This window comes from Promicromonospora sp. NPDC052451, assembly GCF_044547525.1.
Lineage (GTDB): Bacteria > Actinomycetota > Actinomycetes > Actinomycetales > Cellulomonadaceae > Promicromonospora.
Genome location: NZ_JBIUAP010000014.1, coordinates 25,735 through 51,296, shown reverse-complemented (window position 1 = coordinate 51,296; position 25,562 = coordinate 25,735). Strand labels below are relative to the sequence as shown.

The 25,562-nt window shown below is 74.6% G+C and carries 28 protein-coding genes; 18 read left to right on the top strand and 10 right to left on the bottom strand.

What is annotated here, in order from left to right; translation table 11 throughout:
- Positions 1-112 precede the first annotated feature (112 nt).
- Both ACIG47_RS21575 and ACIG47_RS21570 read right to left on the bottom strand, forming a co-directional pair.
- Positions 113-541, bottom strand: coding sequence for a type II toxin-antitoxin system VapC family toxin (locus ACIG47_RS21575; protein WP_397433110.1), 429 nt, complete (start codon positions 539-541; stop codon positions 113-115).
- Positions 541-777: a FitA-like ribbon-helix-helix domain-containing protein gene (locus ACIG47_RS21570; RefSeq protein ID WP_397433108.1), complete on the bottom strand. Its 237-nt coding sequence runs from the start codon at positions 775-777 to the stop codon at positions 541-543. The genes ACIG47_RS21575 and ACIG47_RS21570 overlap by 1 nt, the downstream gene beginning before the upstream one ends.
- Positions 778-983: 206 nt before the next feature.
- Here ACIG47_RS21570 and ACIG47_RS21565 point away from each other — a divergent pair, with 206 nt between their 5' ends.
- Positions 984-2,231, top strand: a complete 1,248-nt coding sequence (locus tag ACIG47_RS21565) for a hypothetical protein (protein WP_397433107.1) — start codon at positions 984-986, stop codon at positions 2,229-2,231.
- 69 nt (positions 2,232-2,300) lie between these two features.
- On the opposite strand, the gene ileS is transcribed toward ACIG47_RS21565, so the two are convergent.
- Entirely contained in the window at positions 2,301-5,588 is a 3,288-nt protein-coding gene (ileS, locus tag ACIG47_RS21560; protein ID WP_397433106.1) for an isoleucine--tRNA ligase, read from the bottom strand.
- A gap of 499 nt (positions 5,589-6,087) precedes the next feature.
- Here ileS and ACIG47_RS21555 point away from each other — a divergent pair, with 499 nt between their 5' ends.
- A complete protein-coding gene (locus ACIG47_RS21555) occupies positions 6,088-6,735 on the top strand; it encodes an FMN-dependent NADH-azoreductase (protein WP_397433105.1) in 648 nt (215 codons plus the stop codon).
- Between the two features lie 90 nt (positions 6,736-6,825).
- Positions 6,826-7,278, top strand: coding sequence for a MarR family winged helix-turn-helix transcriptional regulator (locus ACIG47_RS21550; protein ID WP_397416163.1), 453 nt, complete (start codon positions 6,826-6,828; stop codon positions 7,276-7,278).
- Positions 7,279-7,297: 19 nt separating this feature from the next.
- On the opposite strand, the gene ACIG47_RS21545 is transcribed toward ACIG47_RS21550, so the two are convergent.
- The 3 genes from ACIG47_RS21545 to ACIG47_RS21535 form a co-directional block, all read right to left on the bottom strand.
- Entirely contained in the window at positions 7,298-8,869 is a 1,572-nt protein-coding gene (locus tag ACIG47_RS21545; protein WP_397433103.1) for a molybdopterin-dependent oxidoreductase, read from the bottom strand.
- Between the two features lie 76 nt (positions 8,870-8,945).
- The gene (locus ACIG47_RS21540; protein WP_397433101.1) at positions 8,946-9,752 is read right to left on the bottom strand and encodes an SDR family oxidoreductase; all 807 of its coding nucleotides are present in this window, start codon (positions 9,750-9,752) and stop codon (positions 8,946-8,948) included.
- Between the two features lie 21 nt (positions 9,753-9,773).
- Positions 9,774-10,025 carry a DUF6480 family protein gene (locus tag ACIG47_RS21535; RefSeq protein ID WP_397433100.1) on the bottom strand — a complete coding sequence of 84 codons (252 nt, stop codon included), beginning with the start codon at positions 10,023-10,025 and terminating at the stop codon, positions 9,774-9,776.
- A 393-nt stretch (positions 10,026-10,418) separates the two neighbouring features.
- Here ACIG47_RS21535 and ACIG47_RS21530 point away from each other — a divergent pair, with 393 nt between their 5' ends.
- The 11 genes from ACIG47_RS21530 to ACIG47_RS21480 all read left to right on the top strand — a co-directional run bounded on the left by ACIG47_RS21530 (position 10,419) and on the right by ACIG47_RS21480 (position 19,374).
- A complete protein-coding gene (locus ACIG47_RS21530) occupies positions 10,419-11,420 on the top strand; it encodes a putative F420-0 ABC transporter substrate-binding protein (RefSeq protein WP_397433182.1) in 1,002 nt (333 codons plus the stop codon).
- A 23-nt stretch (positions 11,421-11,443) separates the two neighbouring features.
- Positions 11,444-12,463 carry a putative F420-0 ABC transporter permease subunit gene (locus ACIG47_RS21525; protein ID WP_397433099.1) on the top strand — a complete coding sequence of 340 codons (1,020 nt, stop codon included), beginning with the start codon at positions 11,444-11,446 and terminating at the stop codon, positions 12,461-12,463.
- Entirely contained in the window at positions 12,460-13,347 is an 888-nt protein-coding gene (locus ACIG47_RS21520) for an ATP-binding cassette domain-containing protein (protein WP_397433097.1), read from the top strand. The genes ACIG47_RS21525 and ACIG47_RS21520 overlap by 4 nt, the downstream gene beginning before the upstream one ends.
- Positions 13,348-13,379: 32 nt before the next feature.
- Entirely contained in the window at positions 13,380-13,775 is a 396-nt protein-coding gene (locus tag ACIG47_RS21515) for a hypothetical protein (protein ID WP_397416173.1), read from the top strand.
- Positions 13,776-13,832: 57 nt separating this feature from the next.
- A complete protein-coding gene (locus tag ACIG47_RS21510) occupies positions 13,833-14,315 on the top strand; it encodes a GNAT family N-acetyltransferase (protein WP_397433096.1) in 483 nt (160 codons plus the stop codon).
- Positions 14,316-14,334: 19 nt separating this feature from the next.
- A complete protein-coding gene (locus ACIG47_RS21505) occupies positions 14,335-14,823 on the top strand; it encodes a GNAT family N-acetyltransferase (RefSeq protein ID WP_397416177.1) in 489 nt (162 codons plus the stop codon).
- A gap of 81 nt (positions 14,824-14,904) precedes the next feature.
- Positions 14,905-15,858, top strand: coding sequence for a GNAT family N-acetyltransferase (locus ACIG47_RS21500; RefSeq protein WP_397433095.1), 954 nt, complete (start codon positions 14,905-14,907; stop codon positions 15,856-15,858).
- Complete coding sequence (locus ACIG47_RS21495) at positions 15,858-16,379, top strand: alpha/beta fold hydrolase (RefSeq protein ID WP_397433093.1); 522 nt, start codon at positions 15,858-15,860, stop codon at positions 16,377-16,379. Before ACIG47_RS21500 ends, ACIG47_RS21495 begins: the two co-directional genes overlap by 1 nt.
- Before the next feature lie 34 nt (positions 16,380-16,413).
- Positions 16,414-17,007: an HhH-GPD-type base excision DNA repair protein gene (locus ACIG47_RS21490; RefSeq protein WP_397433092.1), complete on the top strand. Its 594-nt coding sequence runs from the start codon at positions 16,414-16,416 to the stop codon at positions 17,005-17,007.
- A gap of 387 nt (positions 17,008-17,394) precedes the next feature.
- Positions 17,395-18,063: a TetR/AcrR family transcriptional regulator gene (locus tag ACIG47_RS21485; RefSeq protein WP_397433090.1), complete on the top strand. Its 669-nt coding sequence runs from the start codon at positions 17,395-17,397 to the stop codon at positions 18,061-18,063.
- Positions 18,064-18,087: 24 nt separating this feature from the next.
- On the top strand, positions 18,088-19,374 hold the full coding sequence (locus ACIG47_RS21480) for a glycosyltransferase (RefSeq protein ID WP_397433089.1): 1,287 nt from the start codon (positions 18,088-18,090) through the stop codon (positions 19,372-19,374).
- Positions 19,375-19,449: 75 nt separating this feature from the next.
- Here ACIG47_RS21480 and ACIG47_RS21475 read toward each other — a convergent pair whose 3' ends face one another.
- Positions 19,450-19,953 (bottom strand): hypothetical protein, encoded by a 504-nt coding sequence (locus ACIG47_RS21475; RefSeq protein ID WP_397433088.1) that lies wholly within the window; start codon positions 19,951-19,953, stop codon positions 19,450-19,452.
- Between the two features lie 76 nt (positions 19,954-20,029).
- Here ACIG47_RS21475 and ACIG47_RS21470 point away from each other — a divergent pair, with 76 nt between their 5' ends.
- Both ACIG47_RS21470 and ACIG47_RS21465 read left to right on the top strand, forming a co-directional pair.
- Positions 20,030-20,656 (top strand): RNA polymerase sigma factor, encoded by a 627-nt coding sequence (locus ACIG47_RS21470; protein ID WP_397433087.1) that lies wholly within the window; start codon positions 20,030-20,032, stop codon positions 20,654-20,656.
- A 1-nt stretch (position 20,657) separates the two neighbouring features.
- Positions 20,658-21,161 (top strand): hypothetical protein, encoded by a 504-nt coding sequence (locus ACIG47_RS21465; RefSeq protein ID WP_397433085.1) that lies wholly within the window; start codon positions 20,658-20,660, stop codon positions 21,159-21,161.
- A 28-nt stretch (positions 21,162-21,189) separates the two neighbouring features.
- On the opposite strand, the gene ACIG47_RS21460 is transcribed toward ACIG47_RS21465, so the two are convergent.
- From ACIG47_RS21460 to ACIG47_RS21450, 3 genes are read right to left on the bottom strand one after another with little or no spacing between them, the layout of a single operon-like run.
- A complete protein-coding gene (locus ACIG47_RS21460; RefSeq protein ID WP_397433084.1) occupies positions 21,190-22,041 on the bottom strand; it encodes a methyltransferase domain-containing protein in 852 nt (283 codons plus the stop codon).
- 50 nt (positions 22,042-22,091) lie between these two features.
- Positions 22,092-23,144, bottom strand: coding sequence for a diaminopropionate ammonia-lyase (locus tag ACIG47_RS21455; protein WP_397433082.1), 1,053 nt, complete (start codon positions 23,142-23,144; stop codon positions 22,092-22,094).
- Positions 23,145-23,185: 41 nt separating this feature from the next.
- Positions 23,186-23,641: a DUF1772 domain-containing protein gene (locus ACIG47_RS21450; RefSeq protein ID WP_397433081.1), complete on the bottom strand. Its 456-nt coding sequence runs from the start codon at positions 23,639-23,641 to the stop codon at positions 23,186-23,188.
- 215 nt (positions 23,642-23,856) lie between these two features.
- Between ACIG47_RS21450 and ACIG47_RS21445 the strand changes: the two genes are divergently transcribed.
- On the top strand, positions 23,857-24,480 hold the full coding sequence (locus ACIG47_RS21445) for a DUF4126 domain-containing protein (protein ID WP_397416205.1): 624 nt from the start codon (positions 23,857-23,859) through the stop codon (positions 24,478-24,480).
- Positions 24,464-25,558, top strand: a complete 1,095-nt coding sequence (locus tag ACIG47_RS21440; RefSeq protein WP_397433079.1) for a winged helix DNA-binding domain-containing protein — start codon at positions 24,464-24,466, stop codon at positions 25,556-25,558. Before ACIG47_RS21445 ends, ACIG47_RS21440 begins: the two co-directional genes overlap by 17 nt.
- The last annotated feature ends 4 nt before the right edge of the window (positions 25,559-25,562 follow it).

Below are 25,562 nucleotides of genomic sequence, written 5' to 3'. Positions count from 1 at the left end.
GCGCCGCGGCTGGTGCCGCGGCGGTTCTTCCGCGAGTTCTTCTGGGTGTCGTCCACTCTCAGAGGATAGGTTCCTCCAGGCTCGGGAGCGGCAGGCCGCCCAGGGTCCGACGTCAGCCCGTACGTCCCGGCTGTTGTTCCCACGGGCAGAGCACCCGCACACCGAGGGGGGTGAAGTGGCGGAGGTTGCGGGTGACCACGGTCATCCCGTGAGCCTCGGCGACCGCCGCGATCAGGGCGTCGTCGTACGGGGCGTGCTCGGGGACGGGGTAGCGAGCGAGGATCCGCGCCGCGGGCAGGTCGAACGGGAGGACGCGGTCTGCGAATCCGGGCAGGACGTGCTCCGCGAGCCACCGCCGCAGCACCGCGCCCTGGACGAGGTCGGCCTGCTCCTTGCGGACGACGCCGCGTTCGATCTCCGCGATGGTCAGCGCCGTGACGTACTGGTCGACGAGCGGCACGGCACGCGCCCAGTCGGCAACCGCGGGTTCACGGTCCGGGCGGCGCAGCGCTGAGACCACATTGGTGTCGAGGACGTACATCAGAGCTCGGCGCTGCGGGCCGTCAGCCCCAGGTGGCCGGGCTCGAAGTCGATGTCGTCGCTGTCGGGCATGGCCAGGTAGTCCACGATGCTCGCCGGTTCGCCCACGAGGGCTTCTTCCATGATGGCGCGGGCCTCCGCCTCCATCGACCGGTGATGCCGCGCCGCGCGTTCGCTCAGGACGGCCTTGGTGCCGACCGGGAGATTGCGGATGAGGATCTGTTCCACGAGTGCCACCTCCAGACGATATCAAGGTGATGATATCGCGCCAGTCAAGAGCGCCGCCCGGACTCCGGCACGTCCACCACAACGACATGTTGCGGCTTTTCACCCCGTGAAGAACGATGACACCCGCAACGCCGGGTCGGCGCTGCTCGAGTCGGTTCGGGGGGACGACGATGAGACGACACAGCTCTGTCCGGCGGACGATGATCGTCGGGGCCATGGCACTGGCAGCGGTCCTTGCCGCCCCGGCGGCGGCCATGACCGGCACACCGGTGCGCGGCGGCGTCGTCGGCCCGGTGGAGGCGGCCGGGACTGCCCGGACGCTCCCGGCGGACGACACCGCCGGCAACCACGCGCGGGCCACCGACGCCCGCGAGGCCGCCGTCGACCGCACCGCCGCCACCGCCACGGCGCTCGCCGGGGTGCCCGGCTACGCCGGGGTGGCCGTCGACTACGACGCCGCCACGGTGACCGTCTCGTGGAAGGGTCACGCCCCGGCCCAGGTCAGCAGACTGCTGCAGCAGGCCCCGGTGAACGTCGAGGTGCGGCGCACCGTGTTCAGCGAGGCCGAGCTGCGCGCCGCGAGCACGCGGCTGCTCGACGGTCAGCGCGCGGCGCACGGGCCGGACGCCGTGCTCGCCGTGCTCCCCGCCGCCGACTACGCGGGGCTGGTGGCCGAGGTCAGCCGGGACTCCGCCGTCGCGACCCGGCCCGACCTGACCGAGCACCTGGAGCGCGCGGCCGGCGTACCCGTGCGGGCCACCCTGGTCGACGGCGGCGTCCAGTCCACCGCCGGGAGCCGCCGTGACGACCAGGCTCCGTGGCACGCGGGCGGCGCGATCGCGACCGCGGACGGGACCGACTACTGCTCGACCGGCTTCTCCATCGTCACGCCCGAGGGGCACCGCCTGGTCACCGCGGCGCACTGCAACGAGCGGGTCGGCGACGTCGTGCGCGACGGCACGGGCCAGCGCCTCGGTACGGTCACCGACCGCGCGCTGCACCTCGACGCGCAGCTCATCGACCCGGTCGGCGGCCCCAAGACGGCCGCGGCCGTGTTCGGCGGCCCGTGGGACGCGGCTCCCGGGGACAAGAGCTACTCGTTCCCGGTGACGAAGGTGCAGCGGCCCGCCGTCGGGCAGAACATCTGCAGCTCGGGTGCGGTCACCGGGGAGCACTGCGCCACCATCCAGGCCACCGACATCGCCTGGACCTGCGGCGACGAGACGTGCCACGGGTTCCGCGCGAGCCGGGACGACGGCGGCGTCACGGTCGGCGGGGGCGACAGCGGCGGGCCCATGTACATCGTCATCGGCGGTGAGGCCTACGCCCGCGGGATGATCGACGGCGGCTCGAACCGCCGCAGCTGCGGCCGCACGTCCCTGCCGACGCAGTGCTTCTCGTACGTCTACGGCATCCCGATGGTCGACATCCTGGAGCACTGGGACGCTCGCATCGACACCTGATCCAGGGCGCGGACACGACGGGAGGGGCGAGGCCGGCGGCACCGGCCTCGCCCCTCCGTCCTCAGGCTCTCAGGCCTTGGCCACCGACACCGCGCGCTCGGCGCCGGCCGTGACCGTGAGCGCCGTCGCCAGCGTCTCCCGCGTCACCAGCTCGCGGTGCTGCTCCACGGCCGCCACCCACTCGGCCGGGACCGTCAGGTCCAGCGCGATCCGGTCGGCCACCTGCAGGCCGGCGGCCTTGCGGGCGTCCTGCACGTCGCGGACGACGTCGCGGGCGTACCCCTCGGCACGCAGCGCGTCGTCGAGCGCCAGGTCGAGCACCACGAAACCGCCGCCGGTGAGCACCGCGGCCGCGACGTCCGCCGAGTCCGCGTCACCGGCCACCACGGTGGTCAGCTCGTACTCGCTCTCGAGCAGCTCGACGTCGCCGTCCGCCGTCGTGACCACCACGGCACCCGAGGGAGCCACGGACCAGTCGCCCGCCTTCGCGCCCTTGATCACGGCCTGCACGCCGCGCCCGAGGCGCGGACCGGCGGCACGTGCGTTGACCGCGAGCCGTTCGGTGACGCCGAAGGATGCCGCCACCTCGGGCGAGAACTCCACCAGGCGCACCTCCTTGACGTTCAGCTCGGTCTCCAGCAGGCCGGTGAACGGCGCGACGCCGTCCGGGTCCGCGACCGCCACGACCAGCGAACGCAGCGGCTGCCGCACGCGCAGCTTGTTCGCCTTGCGCAGGGCCAGCGTCTGCGACACCACGGCCCGCGCGGACTCGACGGCGGCGACGAGCGCGTCGTCGGCCACGAGCACGGAGCCCTCGGCCGAGTCGAGCGACGGCCAGTCGGTCAGGTGCACCGAGCGGCCGCCCGTCAGGCCCCGCCAGACCTCCTCCGTGAGCAGCGGCGCGAGCGGCGCCATGACCCGGGTGAGCGTCTCCAGCGCGGTGTGCAGGGTGTCGAACGCGTCGGCGTCCTCGGCCCAGAAGCGGTCGCGCTGCGTGCGCACGTACCAGTTGGTCAGCGCGTCCAGGTACTGGCGCACCGAGTCGCAGGCACCGGCGATGTCGTAGACGTCGAGCTGCTCGGTCACGTCGGCCAGCAGGCCGCGCGTGCGGGCCAGCAGGTAGCGGTCCATGACGGGCAGCCCGGACACCCGCTCGGGCGTGAGCGGCTGCGCGGAGTAGCCCGCGCCGTCGTTCGCGGCGTTGGCGTACAGCGTGAAGAAGTAGTAGGTGCTCCACAGCGGCAGCAGCACCTGGCGGACGGCGTCACGGATGCCGTCCTCGGTGACGATGAGGTTGCCGCCGCGCAGGATCGGCGAGGCCATGAGGAACCAGCGCATCGCGTCGGACCCGTCACGGTCGAAGACCTCGTTGACGTCCGGGTAGTTCTTCAGCGACTTGCTCATCTTGCGGCCGTCGGAGCCCAGCACGATGCCGTGCGAGACCGCCGTCTTGAACGCGGGCCGGTCGAACAGCGCCGTGGACAGCACGTGCATCATGTAGAACCAGCCGCGCGTCTGCCCGATGTACTCCACGATGAAGTCGCCCGGGAAGTGGTGCTCGAACCAGTCGCTGTTCTCGAACGGGTAGTGCACCTGGCCGTAGGGCATCGAGCCGGAGTCAAACCAGACGTCCAGCACGTCCTCGACACGCCGCATCGTGGACTTCCCGGTCGGGTCGTCCGGGTTGGGCCGGGTCAGGTCGTCGACGAACGGCCGGTGCAGGTTCGGCTTGCCCTCGTGGTCGAGGGGCAGCCGCCCGAAGTCGCGCTCCAGCTCCGCGAACGAGCCGTACACGTCGACGCGCGGGTACTGCGGGTCGTCCGACTTCCAGACCGGCACGGGCGAGCCCCAGAACCGGTTGCGCGTGATGGACCAGTCGCGGGCGTTCTCCAGCCACTTGCCGAACTGGCCGTCCTTGATGTGCTCCGGCACCCAGGTGATCTCCTGGTTGAGCTCGCCCATGCGGTCCTTGAACTTCGTCACCTCGACGAACCACGAGGACACGCCCATGTAGATCAGCGGGTTGCGGCAGCGCCAGCAGTGCGGGTAGGAGTGCGCGTACTGCTCGCGGCGCAGCAGCACGGTGCCCGACGTCGTCCGCCCCGCCTCGCCGTCGGCCGGGCCGCGCGTGCGGGCCTTGAGGTGGTCCATGATCGGCGCGTTCGCGTCGAAGACCTGCAGGCCCACGTACTCCTCGACCGGGAAGGTGAAGCGGCCGTCGGCGCCCACCGGGATCACCGGGTCCACGCCCTCGCGGTCGGTGACCTGCTTGTCCTCCTCACCGAACGCGCCGGCGTTGTGCACCAGGCCGGTGCCGTCGGTCGTGGTGACGAAGTCGGCCTCGACCACGCGGTGCGCACCCGGGTGCCCCTCGAAGTAGTCGAACGGCGGCTCGTAGGCCGCGCCCAGCAGGTCGCTCCCCGTCAGGCGCCCGACGACGGTCGGCTCCTCGTTGCCCTCGTCCGTCAGCTCGCGGGCGTACGCCGCCACGCGCGCCTCGGCCAGCACGTAGCGCTGGGGAGTGCCCGTGAAGGACGACTCGACGATCACGTAGTCGACGTCGGGGCCCACCATGACCAGCAGGTTGGAGGGCAGGGTCCACGGCGTCGTCGTCCAGATGAGCAGGTGGTCGCCGGCGCGGAGCACGTCGGCACCGTCGGGCACCTCGGTGATCCGGAAGCCGACCGTCACCGCCGGGTCCTGACGCTGCTGGTAGACGTCGTCGTCCATGCGCAGCTCGTGGTTGCTCAGGGGTGTCTGGTCGTTCCAGCAGTAGGGCAGCACGCGGAAGCCCTCGTAGATCAGGCCCTTGTCGAACAGCGACTTGAAGGCCCAGACCACGCTCTCCATGAAGGTCGGGTCCAGCGTCTTGTAGTCGCCCTCGAAGTCCACCCAGCGGGCCTGGCGCGTCACGTAGGTGCGCCACTCGTCGGTGTACTTGAGCACGCTGGACCGGCACGCGGCGTTGAACTTGTCGATGCCCAGCTCGACGATCTCTTCCTTGGTCTTGATGCCGAGCTGGCTCATCGCCTCCAGCTCCGCCGGCAGGCCGTGGGTGTCCCAGCCGAAGCGGCGCTCGACGCGCTGGCCCTTCATGGTCCGGTAGCGCGGCACCACGTCCTTCGCGTACCCGGTCAGCAGGTGGCCGTAGTGCGGCAGGCCGTTGGCGAACGGCGGGCCGTCGTAGAAGACGAACTCGTTGCTGCCGTTCTCGCCGGCCGGACGGGCCTCGACGGACGCACGGAAGGTGTCGTCCTTCTCCCAGTAGGCGAGGACGTCGCGCTCGAGGTCGGGCAGGCTGGGGGACGCGGGGACGGCGCCCTCGGCGTCGCTGGGACGGTGCAGCGGATAGGCCATGGTTCTTCTGGCTCCTGGCGGGTTCAGCGGTTCGGCAGCAGGTGGACTTCGGTGATGCTCTGCTGCGAGGACGCCGCACCCGGGTGCGCCGCGGTACCACCCCGCTTGCCGCCCGCTTGCGCACGCGACCGCTCGTTGACGGCTGTGACGGGCCTACCCGTCCGGTTCTACTGGGGCGGCCCGCTGGGCACCTGTTCTTCCGGAGGCTCACCGGTGATGGCCGGGTCGATGCCTGTGGACCCATCGTAGCGGGACCGGGCAACCGGGGCGGGCCGCCGCACACCGCCGGCCGCCCGACGGCAGCTCCGACGACAGCTCCGACGACCATGCGGTTGCTGCCAGGACCGGCCCGTTCCTGGCAGCAACCGCATGGTCACATGCCCCTCGACGAGATGAGTGAGCCAGGTCACATACTGATCGGAAATAGTTGGTGCTGTGCAAATCATTGATGCTGGAGGCCGCATCGGCCGATCGACCGATCTCCAGGAGGACCTCCACCATGGCAACACTGCTGCACATCGACGCGAGCATCCAGGGTGACAGCTCCGTCAGCAGGCAGCTGAGCGCCCGTGCTGCCGACGCCTGGCGCGCTGCGCACCCGGACGGGACGGTCACGTACCGTGACCTCGCTGCCGACCCGGTACCCCACTTCGACGCGGCGGCCAACACCAGCCGCGGCGTGCCCCAGGACCAGCACACGCCGGACCAGGCCCGCTCCTGGTCCCGCATGGAGCAGCTCACGGGCGAGATCGCGGCTGCGGACACCGTGCTGCTCGGGCTGCCCATCTACAACTTCGGACCGCCGAGCACCGTCAAGGCGTGGCTGGACCACCTCGTCGCGCCGGGTCTGGGCTTCGACCCCCAGACTCGGGAGGGGCTGCTGGGCCGCTGCAACTTCGTCGTCGTGGTCTCGCGCGGCGGCGGGTACGCCGAGGGCACCCCGCGGCACGGCTGGGACCACGCCTCCGCCTGGCTGCCGCACGGCCTGTCGCTGGTGGGGATCGAGCCGCGGTTCATCACCGCGGAGCTCACGCTGGCGGCGTCGACCCCCGCGATGTCCGGCCTGGTGCCGCTCGCCGAGGAGAGCCGCCGGCAGGCCGAGGCCGAGATCGACAGCCTCTGGGCACCGGCCGCCACCACGGCCTGATCCGGCGACGCTCGCCGCATAATTGCGCACGTCACGCCCCCGCACCGCCGTAGAGTGGTGGTGCGGAGGCGTGACGACGAGGGAGATGCCGTGGACGAGCAGCAGGTCATGGAGCAGTCCCTGAACCGGTCCGGCGCGCTGATCGACTACCTGGCGCGGCACCTGCGCCGCCGGTCCGAGTCCGCGCTCACCCCGCTCGGTCTGCGCACCCGGCACCTCGTCGCTCTGACCGTGCTGCGGGAGCGGGGCGAGATCACCCAGCAGGACCTCGCGGCGGCCCTCGTGCTCGACAGCACCAACGTCGTGGGCCTGCTCAACGAGCTGGAGCGGCGCGGCCTGGCCGAGCGGCGCCGCTCGGCCCAGGACAGGCGCCGGCACGTCGTGTCCCTGACCGACGACGGCGTGGCGCTGCTCTGCCAGGCGGAGCTCGCGCTGTCGGTCGTGGAGGACGAGGTCTTCGCCGCCCTGGACCGTCCGCAGCGCGAACAGCTCCACGAGCTGCTCGTCGCCGCCACGTCGTCGGCGTCCGCCCCCTTCTGCTGAGGGCTGCCGGCGGGCGGCGTCAGCCCACCGAGACCTGCACCGTGTGCCAGCCCGTGGCGCCGTCGGGCGCGGGCGGGGCCTCGGCCTCGGTCTGGACCAGGCCGTCGGCGTCCGTGGCCCGGACCGTCAGCGTGTGGTCGCCCTCGGCGAGGTCGAGCGAGGCGTGCCACTGGCGCCAGGTGTCGGGCCCCACGGTCTCGGCGAGCTCGGCCGTGACCCACTCGCCGTCGTCGGCCCTGACCTCGACCGCGCCGATGCCGGTGTGCTGCGCCCATGCGACCCCGGCCACGGTGACGGCGCCCGGTGCCGCGGAACCCCGCGGCACGTCGATGCGGGACTGCACCTTGACCGGCCCCAGCGCGGACCAGCCGCGCGGCGTCCAGTAGCCCTGGTCGGCCTCGAAGGTGGTGACCTCCAGCGACGTCACCCACTTGGTGGCCGAGACGTAGCCGTACAGGCCCGGCACCACCAGCCGCGCCGGGAAGCCGTGCTCCACCGGCAGCGGCTCGCCGTTCATGCCGATCGCGAGGAGGCTGTCCCGGTCCGGGTCCAGCAGCACCTCGAGCGGGGTGCCGGCGGTGAACCCGTCGTCGCTCCGGGAGAGCACCATGTCGGCACCGGCGCGCGGCCTGGCCCGCTCCAGCAGGGCGCGGACCGGGTAGCCCAGCCACAGGGCGTTGCCGATCAGGTCGCCGCCCACGGTGTTGCTGACACAGGCGAGCGTCACGTGGTGCTCCTCCAGCGGCAGCGCGAGCAGCTCGTCCCACGTGATCGTGAACGGCTCCTCCACCATGCCGCGCACCTCCAGGGACCAGTCCGCCGGGTCGAGCTGCGGCACCCGCAGGGCCGTGTCGATCCGGTAGAAGTCCGGGTTCGGGGTGACGTAGGGGGTCAGGCCGTCGAGCTCCAGGTCGGCGCCCGCAGGGACCGGGGCGGCCGCCCGGCGCGCGGCCGGCAGCCGGATCTTGTCCCGCACCACGCTCACCGCGGCCGACCCCGCCGACAGCGCCCGCGAGCCCGCCAGCGCCAGCACCGCGACGCCCGCGGCGATCCCGGTGGCGGCGAGGAAACCGCGCCGGTCCACCACGCCGGCCCCCGGGGACCGCAGGTCCGGCTCCGGCCGCAGGCGTGCCACGGCCGCGCGCAGCGCGAGCACGGCGCCGCCGATCCCGATCAGGCTGGGCAGCGCCCACAGCGGCGTCGCCTCCGGGCGCAGCACCGCGACGATCGCGCCGATGACGCCCACGCCGCCGATGAGCTGGGACCCCAGGGGCGGACGGCGCAGCTCGGCCCAGCCCGCGAGCGCCGCGCCGGCGGCGAGCACCACTCCCATCGTGCCGAGCAGCACCGCCTTGTCGGCGGTGCCGAACCACTGCACCGCGAGGTCCTTGAGCCAGCCGGGCACGGCATCGACCACGGCGGCGCCACCCGCGAACAGGGTGCTGGAGCCGGGCGCGACGAGCGCGGCCACGAGCTCCGCGACGGCCAGCCCCGCGCCCCCGGCGACGACGCCGGCGAGGGCCGCCCACCACCCGTCGTGCGGCGAACGGTCGGTCCGCGAGGTCGCCGGGGTGTCGGTTGCCTGGGTCATGTGCCCAGCCTGGCACGCCGATCCACGCTTGCGCGGGGACGAGGGCGGACCGTCACGACTCCGTAAGGCCCGCCCGTCAGGCGCCCGTGCCGCGGACGATCTTCGAGTTGTGGGCCTGGGCCCGGGGGCGGATCGTCACGAGGTCGATGTTGACGTGGTCGGGGCGGGACAGGGTCCAGGCGATGGTGTCGGCGACGTCGTCGGCGACCAGGGGCGTGTAGCCCTCGTAGACGGCGGCGGCCTTCTCTGCGTCCCCGCCGAAGCGCACCAGCGAGAACTCCTCCGTGGCGACGGCGCCCGGCGCGATCTCGATGACGCGCAGGGGTTCGCCCGCGGTCTCCCAGCGCAGCGTCTGGGACAGCATGTGCTCGGCGTGCTTGGCGCCGGTGTAGCCGGCGCCGCCCTCGTAGGCGCCCTGGGCGGCGGTGGAGGTCACGTTCACGACGTCGGCCACGCCCTTGGCCGCGCCCGCGGCCCGCAGCAGGGGCAGCACGGCCTGGGTGACACGGAGCGTGCCGAGCACGTTGATCTCGTACATGCGGCGCCAGCCGTCGATGTCGGCGTCCTCGACGCGGTCCAGGCCGAAGGCCCCGCCGGCGTTGTTGACCACGGCGTCGAGGCCGCCGGTGGCGCCGAGGTGGCCGGCGAGCGCGGCCACGGCGTCGCCGTCGGTCAGGTCGACGGCGTAGACCTCGCAGCCCGTCTCCGCGGCGAGCGCCTCCAGCCGGTCCGCGCGGCGGGCGGCGGCCACGACAGTCCAGCCGTCGGCGCGCAGGCGGCGCACGGTCGCGGCGCCGATGCCCGACGACGCCCCGGTCACCAGGGCGCGGCGGGTCGGGGTGGTCTCGGGGGTGGCGGTCTCGGGGGCGGTGCTGTCGCTCATGGCCGCACTGTAGCCGCCGGCTCAGCGGAGCAGCCCGGCGGCGTAGCCCGCGAAGAGGGCGACGACCAGCCCCGCCACGACCAGGATGGCGACGATCCAGGCGCGGGGCACCCAGGCAGGCGGGCCGTGCTCCTCGTGGCCCTGCGGTGCGCTCACCTGGTCGGACTCGGGCGGGGTCTCGCCGGGCTGCAGGTTGCCGCTGGTGGGCATGGTGCGGCCGTCCGGCTCCGGGTCGGGGTTGTGCGCGGGCTGGTTCTCCGGCTCGTTCGTCATGGGGACCTCCGTGCCGTCGGGGTTCGAGCCCACCGTAGGCACGGGCGTGGTCCGGTCGCTCGCGGACGGCGCCGCGGCCGGGCGGACGGCGACGCCGCCCCCGCGGGGCCGGCACCCGACGCCCGACGCCCGACGCTCACAGCGAAAACCGCACCGGCCGTATCCCTCCCCCGGTGTATCGTGGCGGCGGGTCGCGGGCCCTCTTCTGGCCCGCCGACGCGGCTCTCGCTGTGAGCCGCTTCCCACCCCGGACGCGAGATGGCGCGTCGCTGCTCGCCCACGGTCCTGCGGTCGTGGGCCGTTCGCCGACCCCTGGAGCCATCCGTGCACCCCCACCGTGTCCGACCTGACCGTCCGTCCCTGCCCAGCGGCGCGGACGGTACCCGCCGCGCCCTGTCCGCCGTCCGCTCGCGCCGGCGGTACGCCCTGCCCGCCGTGACCGCCGCCGCGGCTCTCGCCCTGGCCGCCTGCTCGGCCACGGCCGCCGACGAGCCCGACGCCGCGGCGTCAGCGTCGGGCGCCTTTCCCGTGACCCTCGACAACTGCGGGTTCGAGACCACCGTCGAGGCGCCACCGGAGCGCGTGGTGACGATCAAGTCGTCGACGACGGAGATGCTGCTGGCCCTGGGGCTGGGCGACCGGATCGTCGGGTCGGCGTTCCTCGACGGGCCCGTGCCGGACTCCCTGGAGACGGTGCCCGCCGTCGAGGAGCCGTTCGCGGACGAGGCGCCGGGTTCCGAGGCGACGCTGGCCCTGGAGCCGGACCTGGTCTACGCGGGCTGGGAGTCCAACCTCTCGGCCGAGACGGCGGGCGACCGCACGACGCTCGCGGGTCTCGGCGTCGCCACGTACGTCTCCCCCGCCGCCTGCAAGGCGGAGGGCTACATGCCGGACCCGCTGACGTTCGACACGGTCTTCGACGAGATCGCGGAGGTGGGCACCCTGTTCGACGCCGAGGAGGCCGCCGCGGCCCTGGTCGAGGAGCAGCGCGCGGCGCTGGACGCGATCGAGCCGGACGACCGGGGGCTGACGGCCCTGTGGTGGTCCTCGGGTGACGACACCCCGTACGTGGGGGCGGGCATCGGCGCCCCGCAGATGATCATGGAGGCCGCGGGGCTCACGAACGTCGCGGCCGACGTCCACGACACCTGGACCTCCCTGGGCTGGGAGAGCATCGTGGAGGCGGACCCCGACGTCGTCGTGCTGGTGGACGCCGCCTGGAACCCCGCGGACGCGAAGATCGAGGCCCTGGAGTCGAACCCGGCCACGCGGGAGATGACGGCGGTCAAGGAGGAGCGGTACGTGGTGGTGCCGTTCCCGGCGACCGAGGCGGGCGTGCGCAACGTCGACGCCGTGGCCTCGGTGGTGGACCAGCTGGCGGACCTCGACCGGTGAGCGCACGCGGTACTGCGGGCAGGGTGGGCCCGGGCAGAGCCGGGCTCGCCCTGCCCGGCGCGGCCGTGGTGCTCGTGCTGAGCGTGGGCGTGGCGGTCACGATCGGTCCCGCGGACCTGGCGCTGTCCGAGGTGTGGCGGTCGGTGGCCGGCCACCTCGGGCTGGGCGGACCGCTCGGCCTGGAGCCGCTCACCGCGCTGCGCGACGGCATGGTGTGGCAGCTGCGCATGCCGCGGATCCTCACGGCGGTGGCCGTGGGCGCGGGCCTCGCGCTGTGCGGCGCCGTGATGCAGTCGCTCACCCGCAACCCGCTCGCCGACCCGTACCTGCTGGGCCTGTCGTCGGGCGCGTCGCTCGGCGCCGTGCTGGTGCTGCTCGTGGGCGTGCCGCTCCTGCTGCCGGTGGCGGCGTTCGCCGGCGCGGTCGGCGCTCTGGCCCTCGCACTGACGCTGGCCGGTGCGCTCGGGACGATCACGCCCACCCGCACGGTGCTCGCGGGGCTCGCGATCAGCCAGCTCTGCGCGGCGGCGGTCTCGTTCGTGATCTTCTGGTCGGCCACGGGCGACGCCTTCCGGGAGGTGCTGTCGTGGCTGATGGGCTCCGTCGCGTCGGCGACGTGGACGTCGGTGGCCGTCGCGGGCGGCGCCGTGCTCCTGGTCGGCGTGCCGCTCGCGCTGAGCGGCTCGGTGCTCGACGCGTTCACGTTCGGGGACACGGCCGCGGCTGCCCTGGGGGTGTCCGTGCAGCGGACGCGCTGGGTGCTGCTGGTCGGCGTCGCCCTGCTGACGGGCGCGCTCGTGTCGCAGAGCGGGTCCATCGGGTTCGTCGGGCTGATCCTGCCGCACGCGGTGCGGCTGCTGACCGGCGCGCGGCACCGCCTGCTGCTGCCCCTGTCGGCTCTGGCCGGGGCCTCGTTCCTGGTCTGGGCGGACACGCTGGCCCGCACCGTGTTCGAGCCCCGGGAGCTGCCGGTCGGCATCGTCACCGCGGCGATCGGTGCCCCCGTCTTCGCGTTCCTGCTCTGGAAGGGAGCCCGGCGATGAGCGCGGGACCCTCGGTGGACCCCCGGCCGGCGACGCAGGAGGCGACCGGCGCGGGCCTCGCGGCCGCCGCCGTCACCTGGCAGATCGACGGCCGGCTGATCCTGGACGACGTGGGCGTCCTGGCCCCGCCCGGCGCCGTCACGGGGCTGCTGGGCCCCAACGGGTCCGGCAAGTCGACGCTGCTGCGGGTCCTGGCCGGGGTGCAGCAGGCGGGACGGAGCGGGGCGCCGTCGGGCGGGGCGCCGTCGGACGCTGTGCCCGCGACGTTCGGCGGCACGGACCTGGCCGCGCTCTCCCGGCGCGAGCGCGCCCGCGTGCTCGCCCTCGTGGAACAGGACGCCACCACCGACCTGCCCCTGTCGGTGCTGGACGCCGTGCTGCTGGGCCGCATCCCGCACCGCGCCCTGCTCGCCGGCGACTCCGACGCCGACCGCGCCGCCGCACGTGCCGCCCTGGCCACGGCCGGGGCCGAGGGCCTGGCCGGCCGGGAGATCGCCACGCTGTCGGGCGGCGAGCGCCAGCGCGTGCACATGGCCCGGGCGCTGGCCCAGCAGCCGCGGCTGCTGCTGCTCGACGAACCGACCAACCACCTGGACATCGCCGCACAGCTCGACGCCATGCGGGTGCTGCGCGACCTCGCGGCGGACGGCGTGACCGTCGTGACCGCCCTGCACGACCTCAACCTCGCGGCGGCGACCTGCGACCACGTGGTGCTGCTGGCCCGCGGCCGGGTCGTGGCGGCGGGGCCGGTGGGCGAGGTGCTGGTGCCGGCGGTGCTGGAACCGGTCTACGGGGTGCGGGTCGACGTGCTGACCCATCCGCGGACGGGCCGTCCCGTGCTGTCCTTCGAGCGACGGCCGGGGACCGGGTCCGGCTCAGGCTGACGGATCGCCGCTCCTGAACCATGATGGGGGCCATGGCCGCACCCGAGATCGTCGTCCAGGCAGGCAAGGTCCTCAACCCGTGGATGCTCCGCATCGCCGGTCACGTCCCGCCGTGGGTCGTGCTGCACCACGTGGGGCGCAGGTCCGGCACGGAGTACGCCACCCCGCTGGTCGCGTTCGCGGCCCAGCCGCAGGAGCAGGTCGTGGCCGTGCTGCCGCTCCCGTGGGGTCCGGGCACCGACTGGGCCCGCAACACGATGAGCTCCGGCACGGTGCGGCTGACGCGCGGCGGCGACGAGTTCGAGGTGCGCGACGTGCGCCTGGTGCCCGCCGCGGAGGCGGTCGGCTGGCTCGCCCCCGTGCCGGCGCGTGCCCTGTCGACGGTCGGCGTCAAGGAGTGCCTGGTCGGCACGCTGCACCGCGCCTGACACCTGCCCGGGGCCGACTGTCCCGCGGCCCCCTGGCGCGGGAGTATGTTGCGCGTCGTGAACTTGCGTACAGCCACGCTGTCCGACGCCGCCGCGGTCGCCCAGGTGCACCACACCACCTGGGTCACGACCTACGGGTCCATCTTGCCGCCCGAGTTCTGGGTCACCGCCACCCTGGAGCGCCGCGTGGCGACGTGGGAACGGTGGCTGGGCAACGGTGCGGCCCCGGTGATCGCGGAGGTCGCCGGCGAGGTGGTCGGCATCGCGATGGCCGGCGAGTCCGTGGAGCAGGACGACGTGCTGCCCGTGCGCGACCAGCAGCTCTACCTCCTGTACGTCCTGGCGGCGCACCACGGGACCGGCGTGGGGCAGGCGCTGCTGGACGCCGTCGTGCCGCCCGGGACCGCCGCCCAGCTCTGGGTCGCCGAGGACAACCCGCGCGCCCGGCGCTTCTACGAGCGCAACGGCTTCGCCATGGAGGGCGCGCGCGTGCTCGACACGAACGCCGCCGACCTGGCGGAGGTCCGGATGGTCAGGTAGTCGGGTTACCGTTCCACCCATGTCAGATTTCCACGTCCGCGCCTCGACCCCGGACGACGCCGTCGGCATCGCCGCGGTGCACTGGACCACGCGGCGGGCGGTCTTCGGCGACCTGCTGCCGCCCGCGCACTGGGAGACCGAGACGCTCGGCACCCGCACCGAGGGCTGGATGCGCATCCTCGCCGCCGGCAACAAGGCACTGGTCGCCGAGGTGGGCGACAAGATCGTCGGCTTCGCGATGAAGAACCCGTCCGGCCCCCACCTGGGCCACCCGCCCGTCCGGGCGGTCGAGCTCCACGAGCTGTACGTCGACCCGAGCTACCACGGCACCAACGTGGGCCACGCCCTGCTGGAGAACGCCCTCCCGCCCGGCACCGCGGCCCAGATCTGGACGTTCGCGTCCAACCCCCGCGCCCGCAAGTTCTTCCAGCGCGCGGGCTTCCTGCCCGACGGCGTCACGGCGACCGACCCGGACACGGACGTGCTGGAGGTACGGCTGATCCGCTGACGCCGGAGCGCGGCGGCCGTGCGGGGCGGCGGTTGCACAACGGGCTCGATCCGGCGCGGGCGGCGTGTCAGGATCTGGCGCATGAGCAGCGAGGTGAGCAGCGGGTACCACGTCGAGCTGCACGACGACCCGGCGACGGTGCTGGCCGTCGCCGGCGATCTGCTGGCCGCCGACCCGGTGGTGTGGAGCGTCGTCGCCTCGGTGACGCACCACGCCGCGCGGACGCTCCCGGCCGGCGGTCGGCCCACCTCTCCGATGTGGTGGGCGGTCGTCCGGGACGCGCGCTCCGGCGTCGTCGGCGTGGCGATGCGGACCATGCCGCACGCGCCGCACACGGTCTGGGTGCCCGCCCTGCCGGACGACGCGGCGCGGCTGCTGGCCCGCACTGCCCTGGACCACACCGCCCGGGCCGGCGAACCGGCGCTGACCTCGGCGAACGGCGCCCGGTCCGCCGTCCGCGCGTACACGGACGAGGTGCTGCGGGCCACGGGCGGCACCGTGCACGAGGGCCGTCCGGACCGCCTCTGGGAGGCCCGGGCGGTCACGCGCCCCGAGCCCGCGCCGCCGGGCCGCGCACGCCGGGCCACGCTCGCCGACCTCGCCCTGGTCGAGGAGTGGTTCGCCGTCTTCCACGCCGACGCGGACGCCCAGGCCGGACGCGCCCCCGAGGCCGAACCGCTGCGGATCGGCGGCGCCCGCGGCCGGATCCTGGACGGCGACATCTGGCTGTGGGACGTCGGCGGCGAGAGCGTGCAGCTCACGGCCGCGCGGCCGCCGTCGTTCGGCGTGGTGCGGATCGGGCCGGTCTACACGCCCGCGGCGCACCGCGGGCGCGGGTACGCCCGGGCGCTCGTCGCCGACGTCGCCCAGCGGGTGCTCGACGCCGGCGACCGGGTCTGCCTCTACACCGACCGGGACAACCCCGTGTCGAACCGGACGTACGCCGCGATCGGCTTCGAGCCGGTGCTCGACCAGGTCAACCTGGCGATCGACCCCGCACCGGCCGCCGTGCCGGGACGAGCGAAGGAGAGCTGATGGGACGCAGGGCGATCATCTTCCACGGGACGAACGCCGACCCGGCGTGGATCTGGTACCCGTGGCTCGCGGACCGGCTGCGGGCACGCGGGTACGACGTCGAGACGCCGCACCACCCCGGCACCAACGTCGAGCCGATCGCCACGTTCCTGCCCACGGTGCTGGACGCGCACACGTTCGACGAGGACACGGTGCTCGTGGGACACTCGGGCGGGGCGGCGCTGCTGCTCGCGCTCCTGGAGCACCTGGACGTCACCGTGGCGCAGGCGGTGCTGGTGGGCGGCTACTCGACCAACCCGAACCCCGGGCCCGAGCCGGTTCTCCAGGAGTCCTACGACTGGGACGCCATCCGGGCACACGCCCGCGACCTCGTCTTCCTCAACTCGGTGACCGACGAGTTCGGCTGCGACGCCGAGCAGGGCCGCGCCATGTTCGACCGCCTGGGCGGCACGCTCGTGGTGCGCGACGACGGGCACTTCACGACGGACACGCTGGAGATCGCGGACCGGCTGATCCCCTGAGTGCGGGGCCGGGCCGGTGGGTCACAATGGGCTCATGGCTACCGAGCTCTGGATCACCGGCGACCCCGACACGGACCGGCTGCTGAGCGACGATCCCTTCGCGCTGCTCGTGGGCATGCTGTTGGACCAACAGTTCCCGATGGAACATGCCTTCGCCGGCCCCGGCAAGATCCGCGACCGCATGGGCTCCTTCGACGTGCGCGCCATCGCGGAGGCGGACCCCGACGAGTTCGTGGCGCTGGCGACGACGCCCCCGGCCATCCACCGCTACGGCCGGTCCATGGCGGGCCGCGTCCTGGAGCTCGCGCACACCGTGGTGGACGAGTACGACGGCGACGCCTCCCGGATCTGGACCGACCCCGGCGCCGACGGCGACGCTCCCACCGGCCGCGAGGTGCTCCGACGGCTCAACGCGCTGCCCGGGTACGGGGAGCGCAAGGCCAAGATCTTCCTGGCGCTGCTCGGCAAGCAGCGCGGCGTGCGGCCGGAGGGCTGGCGGGAGGCGGCGGGCGAGTTCGGCGAGGAGGGCTCGCGCCGCTCGATCGCGGACGTGACCAGCACCGAGACGCTGCAGGAGGTCCGGGCGTTCAAGAAGGCGCAGAAGGCGGCGGCCAAGGCCACGGGCTGACGCGGGTGCTCTGATCCGCTGACGGCTCCCCACGTGTCAGGGGCCGGGGACCAACCGGTGTTCCGGTGACCACGCCGTCGATGAACTCCCGGACCACGAAGGGGCTGGCCAACGCGGCCGCGGTGGCTCCCAGCAGGACCACGCCGAGAGCGGCCAGGCGCCTGCCCTCCCGCCGGAAGTACGGCCAGAGGAACAGCCAGTCGCCGCGTGCGGCACGTCGTCGTGCCATGCTCCCCCGTCCCCGGCCCGGTCCCTCAGAGTGATCGATCACTGTCGCGCTCGGTAGGTTACGAGCCCGCCGACGTCGGCACAACCCCGTCCTTGACATGCGCCTTCGCGCGGCGCAACACTGTGACAGATATCGTCACAGTGTCACAAGGGGGAATCGTGGTCGACGGCGAACAGCGCCGGGACGCCCTGCTCGACGCCGCCACCGGCGTGCTGCTGAGCCGCGGCTACGACAAGCTGACCATGGTGGACGTCGCCGAGGCGGCGGGCCTGAGCCGCACGATCGTCTACCGGCACTTCGCCTCGAAGCGCGAGCTGGTCGACGCCGTCGCCGCCCGCGCCCTCGGCGGCTACGCCGTCCGCTGGCGCACCGCCCTGTCCGAGGAGCCCCGGCCGGGCACGCCGGGCAGCATCTACCGCGCCGGCTTCCGGGTGGTGGCGGCCGACCCGCTGCTCACGGCGATCGCCACCCGCGACCCGCAGGTGTTCGGGCGCTACCTGCGCGACCCGGAGGCGACCATGCCCGGCCCTGCCGGACCGGAGTTCCTCGGCCTGTTCCTGCGCCGCCAGCAGGAGGCGGGCGTCGTCCGGCCGGGCGTCGACATCGCGTCGGTGGCCGCCGTCCTGGAGGCCCTCACGGCCGCGATCATGCGCGCCGTCCAGGAGCACCAGGGCCGCCCCGGCAGCCCCTCGCCCGACGCCCTGATCGACACCGTCACCGAGATGATCGACCGGATGCTGACGCCACCGGACGTGGACACCGAGGCGGCCCTGGCGCTGCTCGACGGTGTCCTCGATGCGGGCGCCGGGACACCGGCCCAGGCCTGACCCGCGCACGTCGGAAGGATTCCCATGCAGATCACCCTCCTCACGGCCGGCTCGCGCGGCGACGTCGAGCCGCTGTTCAGCCTGGCCCTGGCGCTCCGCGACCAGGGCCACGACCCGACGGTGGTCGGTTCACCGGACTTCGCCGGCCTGGCCGCGTCGTACGGCGTGGACTTCGACGCGTTCGGCCCGACCCTGCCCCGGTATGCCGACAACCCGGAGCTCGTGGAGCTGGTCGAATCGGGCAACATGCTGCGGTTCATGGCCTACGGAGCCAGGAACCGCAAGCAGATGCTGCCGCAGGTCATCAGCGACATCTGGCGCGTCACGAAGAACAGCGAGGCGATGCTCTACAAGGGCCCCACCGCGCTCTACGGCTACAGCGTGGCCGAGAAGCTCGGCATCCCGTGCGCCGACCTGCAGTTCTTTCCCGTCACGCCCACCCGCGAGTTCCCGCCGTTCCTCCTCGGCGACGGGCGCCGGCACGGCGCCCTGCGCGACCGGGCCGCCTGGTGGGCCGCGGACCAGATGACCTGGCGCGCGATGCAGCAGCCGGGGGTGAACCGCCAGCGCCGGGAGGTCCTCGGGCTGCCGCCGCTGCGGACGAACGCGCGCCTGCTCCAGGACCGGCAGGGCATGCCGCTGTACTACGCGTACAGCCCGCTGGTGCTGCCCCGTCCCGCCGACTGGCACCCCCGCATCCAGGTCACGGGCTACCTGCCGACCAGCAGGCCCGCCGGGTGGGAGCCGCCCGCCGAGCTGGCGCGGTTCCTCGACGCGGGCGAGCCACCCGTCTCGTTCGGCCTGGGCAGCGTGCCGACGGCGCACCCCGGGCGGCTCGTCGACGCGTTCCTGGAAGCCCTGGACCGCACCGGGCGCCGCGGCATCCTGATCAGCGGCTGGGCCGACCTCGGCCGCGACCGCGAGCTCCCGGAGCACGTGCTGCGCATCGACTCCGCGCCGTACGACTGGCTGTTCCCCCGCCTCGCCGCGGCCGTGCACCACGGAGGCGCCGGGACGACGGCGGCCGGGCTGCGCGCCGGCATCCCGTCGATCGTCACGCCGGTGGCCGTGGACCAGTTCAGCTGGGGCCGCCGGGTGGCCGAGCTCGGCGTCGGTCCCGACCCGGTCCCGGTGAAGCAGCTCGACGCCGACCGCCTCACCGCGGCGATCACCCGGGCGACCACCGACGAGGCGATGCGCGAGCGCGCCGCCGACCTGGGCGAACGCCTGCGGCAGGAGGACGGCGCCGGGCGGACGGCCGAGCTGTTCACGCAGTACCTGCGCACGACGGGGGCACGGGCGGCGCACTGAGCTCGCCACCCGGCCCGTCCGACGGCGGCCGCCGCCCCGCGCCGGACGAGCCGGCACCGGGCGGCGACCCGTGGCTCAGCCGGTGACGACGAGGCCCTCGGCCGGCTGACCGGGGACCGTCGGGACGGGCCTCGGCTCGCCCTGGTCCGAGGGAGCAGTCCGGGGAGCGGCCGGCGCGGGCGACGGCTCGCCCCGTCCGGAGGTCGCGGGCTCCCCGGGCACCGTGGGCACGGGCGACGGCTCGGCCGGGTCGGCCGGTGCGGCCTCACCCGGAGCCGCCTCGTCCGGCGCGACCGGGACCGGCGACGCCTCGGACGCGGCGTCGGCCCCGGTGTCGCGGGGCCCGGCCTCGGCGGGCGCGGGAGCCTTCGGGTGCTGCGCCGCCTCGGCGGGGACGGTCGGCGCGGGCGCCGTGTCCTCGGCCGCGGCGGCCTGCGTGCAGGCCGTGGCCAGCAGCGCCACGGCGAGCGCGCCGCCCGCGGCGGCGACCCCGCGGGCCACCGGACCCCGCAGGGCACGCCGACGCCGGGACGCGCTGGTGGTGGACGGGACAGGAGTGTTGGATGCGTTGAGAGTCACGTGGTGGTCAGTGTGCGCCGGAACGCTCCCCATGACGGCCCGGCCGTGTGACGTGGTCCACACCGGGCCGGCTGTCATGGACGAGACGCTGCCGGACACCGACCCCTGTGCAGACCCGCGCCCACCGACCCGACGCCGCCCGACGCCGCCCCACCTGGAGACCACGCTGACCACCGACACCGAGCCGCGCGAACCCGCCCCGGCCCCGCTCACCCCGGAGCAGACCGAGTCGCTCTTCGCCGAGCACGCGCACGCCGTGCACCGGTACGCCCGGACGCGGCTCGGGGCCGCCGAGGCGGAGGACGTCGTGGCCGAGGTGTTCGCCATCGCCTGGCGCAAGGGGGCGGTCCCCGACGAGCCGCGCGCCTGGTTGCTCGCGGTGGCCCGGCGGGTGCTGGCCAACCAGGTGCGGGCCGAACGGCGGCGGACCGCGCTCGCCGAACGGGCCGGGCGGCACCCTGCGGCCCCCGGCGGGGACGACGCGCGGCTGGTCGACGAGCTCGACGTCCTGCACCGGGCCCTGGACCTCCTGCGGCCCGCGGACCGCGAGGTGGTCGAGCTGCTGGCGGCCGCGGAGCTGAGCACCGCCGAGATCGCACGCGTGCTGGGCTGCTCCACGCCGTCCGCCGCCACCCGCGTGTACCGGGCCCGACGCCGCCTGCGTGCCGCCTACCGCACCGTGACCGAAGGGCAGGAGAACTGAGATGGGACGAAGGGACGATGCCCTGACCCGCGCCCGGCGGGCCCTGAGCGAGGTCGACGGCGAGCTGGACCTGGCCCGTACGCGGGCCGACGCGCTCGCGCGGGCACGGTCCGGCCCCGGCGTGCTCCCCGACGACGGCGGAGCGCCCGTGACGGAGGTCGAGATCCTCCGGCACGGTCAGCGCCCCACGCTCCCGCGCGTGCGCACGCGGGTCTGGGCCCTGGCCGCCGCGCTGGCACTGCTCGGCGGCGCCGCGACCGGCGTCGTCGCGTCGTGGCCGGAGCCGGAGCCGGAGCGGGCCGTACCCGGCGGGACGGTCTCGCCTGCGCCCGCGCCCGACCTGCCCGGGACTCCCGGGACGGGATCGACGTCCGGGCCGGGCGAATGCCTGCCGTCGGGGCTGGCCGTGCCCACCCCGGCGGGCTCCACGCGGCCCACCGACCAGCCCCGGCCGTCGGAGAGCTGCCCCACCGACCCCGCCCCGCTCCCGTCGCCGGCCGGCTGACGGCGCCCGGCGGCTGACGGCGCCCGGCTCAGCGCCGCCGGTAGGCGGTCGCCAGCACCGAGACGGTGACCCGCCCGGGCAGGTCGTCGTCGGACAGCTCGGCCGCCGTCACGTGACGTGCGCTGGGTGTCATGAGCACCAGGTCGAGCGCCTCCTGGCGAGTCAGCGGGGTCACGTACTCGACCTCGTGCGTGCGCACCGCCTCGAACCACGGGTCGAGCGCGTCGTGCAGGCGCCGCTCCTTGTCGGGGTCGACGGCCACCATCCGCGCGACCTGGCGGCGCAGCTCGGCCAGGTGCCCGCCGAACGGCCGTACCACCACGAGCACGCCACCCGGGCGCAGCACCCGGTGGAACTCGGCCGGGTTGCGCGGGGCGAACACGTCCAGCACCACGTCGACCTGCTCCGTCGCGACCGGGAACGGCCGGAACACGTCCCAGGTCGCCGCGGCGGCCCGGGCGTGGGCCTTCGCCGCCACGCGCAGCGCGTGCGCGGACGTGTCCAGCCCGAGGCCGACGGAGCCCGGGAGGGCGTCCAGCACACCGGCGAGGTAGTAGCCGGTGCCGCACCCGACGTCGAGCACGGTCGCGGGCCGGTCGACCGGGCCGGCCCCGCCGGCCAGGCCGGCCACGGCGTCGCGCACCGGCGCGTACCGGCCCGCAGCCAGGAAGTCGCGCCGCGCCCGCGCCATGGGGCCGTCGTCCCCGCTGGTCGCCCGTGCGCCGGTCAGCAGGCCGGCGTACCCGTGCCGGGCCACGTCGAAGCTGTGCCGCCGCGGGCAGCGCAGCGCGCCGTCACCGGGCGACAGGCCGGCACCGCAGGCGGGGCAGCGCAGCACCGGCAGGATCAGGTCGAGGGCGGGCGGCAGGGGGACGGGCACTGTGGGGGCTCCTGGCAGGCGACGGGCGACGGCGGGACGGACGGGACGAGTCAGACGCGGTCCTCGGGCACCGGGTTGGCCGCCCGCCCCTCGGTCGACAGGAGCAGCACGACGGCGTCGGACCGCAGGCCGATGGCCCGGCGCCACCCGGCCTGGCCCAGCACGAGGCGCGCGGCGGCGAGGCTCGCCGCGCCGCACGGCCCGGAGTCGACGCCGAGCCGCGCGAGGTCGTCCACGGCGCCGGCCGCCTGGTCGTCCGAGACGGTGACGGCGCCGTCCAGGCCGTCGCGCAGCACCGGCCACGCGAGCGCCGAGACGGTGCCGCACGCCAGGCCGGTCATGATCGTCTCGCCGGCAGGCACCGTCACCGGCTCGCCGGCGCGCAGCGACGCCACCAGCGGGGCCGCACGGTCGGGTTCGACGGCCAGCAGCGTGCCCCCGGTGCCCGCGGCGCGGTAGTGGCCCACCACCGCCTGGGCGAGCGATCCGACGCCGACCGGCACCACCACCAGGTCGGGCGCCCCGAGGCCGAGCGCGGCGAGCTGGTCGTCGGCCTCGTGGCAGAGGGTCGCGTAGCCGTCGACGATCCAGCGCGGGATCTCCGTGTATCCGGCCCAGGCGGTGTCCTGCACCAGCACGGCCGCCGGGTCGGCGTCCGCGTCGGCGGCGGCTCGGGCCACGGCGGCGTCGTAGTCGCCGTCGACCACCACGGTTCGGGCGCCCTCGCCGGCGATCGCCGTGCGGGCCTCCTGCGTGACCCCCGGCGGGTGGTAGACGGTGGCGGCGGCGCCCACGAGGGACGCGACGTGCGCGACGGCGCGGCCGTGGTTGCCGTCCGTGGCGGCGTACAGCCGCACGTCCCGGCCGCGGACGGCGGCGCGCACCGCGTCCAGCGTGAGCGCCGCCGCGCCGAACCGCCGGGCCAGGGCGCGCACCGTCGCGTACGACGCACCGAGCACCTTGAACGACGGCAGCCCGAACCGCCCGGCCTCCTCCTTGACGAGCACCCGCCCGACGCCCAGCTCGGTGGCGAGCCGGGGCAGGTCGCGCAGCGGCGTCGGCGCGTATCCGGGCAGGGTGCGGTGGAAGTCGATGGCGGGCACGTGCTCGATTGTCCCCGACCGGCGCGACCCCGGCCGACCGGTCAGACCAGGGCGACCGCCGCGAGCGCCGTCGCCGCCACCCCGCAGGCCGTGCGCACGTGGTTCCAGCGCGTCCACGGCCGCCACGTGGCACGCCAGCCGGCGGCCTTGTCGGGGGCCGCGAGGAGGCGGTTGTTGAGGGGCACGTTCCCGGCCATGGTCACGCCGAAGGTGCCGACGAGGTAGACGGCGGCCGCCGCGAGGACCCATCCGCCGCCGTCGTGCCCGTCGACCAGGCCCCAGATGCCGGTGACGCCGGGGACCAGCAGGGCGCCGAAGAAGACGCTCATGAACGCGGGCAGCACCGCGGTCTCGTTGATGCCGTTCATCGCGGCGCCCGCGGCGTCGTCGGAGGCCCGCGCGAGGCCGCTCATGACGAACGACGAGAACCCGAAGAACACGCCCGCGGACAGCCCCAGCAGTACCACCGAGGCCACGGCGAAGATCGTCCAGAGCATCGAAGCCTCCCGGTCGGCGCACCAGTGCGGTGAACGGCAGCAACTCTCGCAGAACGGGCCTGGATGGTCCAACCTGGGTGCCGGTCGTGAGACGGCGTCCATGTCGGGCCGTCCGGGGCGAGCCGGGCACGGTGCGCGACGGTCCGGTAACAGATCGGGCACACCGGACACTTTCACCACACGGAGTGTCAGTGTGCCGTGGAACACTTCGGGTCATGCTCGAACTTGCCACCGGAACCGGGCTCGCGCTGTCGGCGGGCCTCAACGCATGGATCCCGCTCATCTTCCTCGGCGTGCTCTCGCGCTTCACGGACCTCGTGGAGCTGCCCGGCACGTGGGCGTGGCTGGAGAACGGCTGGGTGCTGGCGATCCTGTCGGTGCTCCTGGTGCTCGAGTTCGCCGCGGACAAGATCCCCGTGCTGGACTCGGTGAACGACGTGGTCCAGACCGTCGTGCGCCCCACCGCGGGCGGCATCGCCTTCGGGGCGGGCTCCATGTCGGAGACCGCGACGGTCACCGACCCGAGCGCCTTCGTGCAGTCCGGGCAGTGGATCCCGATCGTCGCGGGCATCGTCCTGGCCCTGGGCACGCACGCCGCCAAGGCGGGCGGGCGCGTGGTGGCGAACACAGTCTCGGGCGGCACGGCGGCGCCCGTGGTCAGCGCCGCGGAGGACGTCACCAGCGTCGGCCTCGGCTTCCTGTCCGTGCTCGCCCCGCTCGCGATCGTCCCCGTGATGATCCTGTTCGTGATCGGTGCGATCCTGCTGATCAGAAGTCTGATCAAGCATCGCCGCGCCCGCGCGGCGGGACACGGCGGCGAGGATGCCTACTACGTCTGAGGTCCGCGCCCTCCAGCGCGCCCGGCTCACCGCGGTGGGCCTCGGCGCGCTGCGGGAGGGCGACGGCGCCGACCTGCCCGCGGTCGTCCGCGGGCTCGGCGCCGTGCAGGCGCAGGAGCCGCACTCCTCCGCCTGGGGCCTCGCGCAGCGGCTGACCGCCCCGGTCACGCTCGCCGGGGTGCAGGCCGCCCTGGCCGAGGGGACGGTGCTGCGCACGCACGTGCTGCGACCCACCTGGCACTACGTCACGCCCGAGGACCTGGCCCCGCTCATGACGGCGACGGCGCCCCGGGTGCGCCGGGCGATGCTCTCGGCGGAGCGGCCCCGGGGCTTCGACCACGCACTGCTCCCCCGCCGGCACGGCGTGATCGCCGACGCGCTGGCGGGCGGGCCGCTCACCCGCAAGGAGATCGGCGCCGTGCTGGCCGAGGCGGAGGGCGAGCCCCTGGACGCGTGGCACCTGGGCCAGGTCATGATGCACGCGGAGCTCGACCTCCTCGTCGCGAGCGGTCCGATGCGGGGCAAGCAGCCCACCTACCGGCTGCTGCCCGAGCAGAAGACCTGGGACGAGGAGGCTGCCCGCGTGCACCTGGCCCGCGCGTACGTGCGGGGGCACGGCCCGTGCCGCGCCGAGGACGTGGCCTGGTGGGGCACCCTGACCAAGGGCGCGGCGCGCGCCGCGGTGGCGGACGCCGGGCTCACCCGGCACGAGGTCGCCGGCCTGACGCTCTGGGCCGACGGCGACCTGCCCGACCCCGCGCCGCCGGGCACCGTCCGGCTGCTGTCGGTGTACGACGAGCTCTTCTGCCACGACTTCAAGGGCTGGCCCGCACTGACCCGCCTCGCGATGCCGAGCCGGTGGCTCTACACGGGCCTGGTGGTGGTGGACGGGATGATCGCGGGCGGCTGGGCCCGGGTGCTCAAGACCCGCAGCGTGGAGATCACGGTCGAGCTGACGGACGAGCCGACCGCGGCGGTGTGGGCGTCCCTGGAGGCGGAGGCCGCACGCTACGGCGCGTTCTGCGAGCTGGAACCCGTGCTGCGCCGCGGTGCGGTGGGCAAGGGCACGATCGGCTGACCGC

Bases quoted from the DNA above. Each gene is read 5' to 3' on its own strand.
- ACIG47_RS21575 (WP_397433110.1), bottom strand. From the start codon at position 541: ATGTACGTCCTCGACACCAATGTGGTCTCAGCGCTGCGCCGCCCGGAC.
- ACIG47_RS21565 (WP_397433107.1), top strand. From the start codon at position 984: ATGGCACTGGCAGCGGTCCTTGCCGCCCCGGCGGCGGCCATGACCGGC.
- ileS (WP_397433106.1), bottom strand. From the start codon at position 5,588: ATGGCCTATCCGCTGCACCGTCCCAGCGACGCCGAGGGCGCCGTCCCC.
- ACIG47_RS21555 (WP_397433105.1), top strand. From the start codon at position 6,088: ATGGCAACACTGCTGCACATCGACGCGAGCATCCAGGGTGACAGCTCC.
- ACIG47_RS21545 (WP_397433103.1), bottom strand. From the start codon at position 8,869: ATGACCCAGGCAACCGACACCCCGGCGACCTCGCGGACCGACCGTTCG.
- ACIG47_RS21540 (WP_397433101.1), bottom strand. From the start codon at position 9,752: ATGAGCGACAGCACCGCCCCCGAGACCGCCACCCCCGAGACCACCCCG.
- ACIG47_RS21535 (WP_397433100.1), bottom strand. From the start codon at position 10,025: ATGACGAACGAGCCGGAGAACCAGCCCGCGCACAACCCCGACCCGGAG.
- ACIG47_RS21520 (WP_397433097.1), top strand. From the start codon at position 12,460: ATGAGCGCGGGACCCTCGGTGGACCCCCGGCCGGCGACGCAGGAGGCG.
- ACIG47_RS21515 (WP_397416173.1), top strand. From the start codon at position 13,380: ATGGCCGCACCCGAGATCGTCGTCCAGGCAGGCAAGGTCCTCAACCCG.
- ACIG47_RS21505 (WP_397416177.1), top strand. From the start codon at position 14,335: ATGTCAGATTTCCACGTCCGCGCCTCGACCCCGGACGACGCCGTCGGC.
- ACIG47_RS21500 (WP_397433095.1), top strand. From the start codon at position 14,905: ATGAGCAGCGAGGTGAGCAGCGGGTACCACGTCGAGCTGCACGACGAC.
- ACIG47_RS21495 (WP_397433093.1), top strand. From the start codon at position 15,858: ATGGGACGCAGGGCGATCATCTTCCACGGGACGAACGCCGACCCGGCG.
- ACIG47_RS21490 (WP_397433092.1), top strand. From the start codon at position 16,414: ATGGCTACCGAGCTCTGGATCACCGGCGACCCCGACACGGACCGGCTG.
- ACIG47_RS21480 (WP_397433089.1), top strand. From the start codon at position 18,088: ATGCAGATCACCCTCCTCACGGCCGGCTCGCGCGGCGACGTCGAGCCG.
- ACIG47_RS21470 (WP_397433087.1), top strand. From the start codon at position 20,030: ATGGACGAGACGCTGCCGGACACCGACCCCTGTGCAGACCCGCGCCCA.
- ACIG47_RS21465 (WP_397433085.1), top strand. From the start codon at position 20,658: ATGGGACGAAGGGACGATGCCCTGACCCGCGCCCGGCGGGCCCTGAGC.
- ACIG47_RS21450 (WP_397433081.1), bottom strand. From the start codon at position 23,641: ATGCTCTGGACGATCTTCGCCGTGGCCTCGGTGGTACTGCTGGGGCTG.
- ACIG47_RS21445 (WP_397416205.1), top strand. From the start codon at position 23,857: ATGCTCGAACTTGCCACCGGAACCGGGCTCGCGCTGTCGGCGGGCCTC.
- ACIG47_RS21440 (WP_397433079.1), top strand. From the start codon at position 24,464: ATGCCTACTACGTCTGAGGTCCGCGCCCTCCAGCGCGCCCGGCTCACC.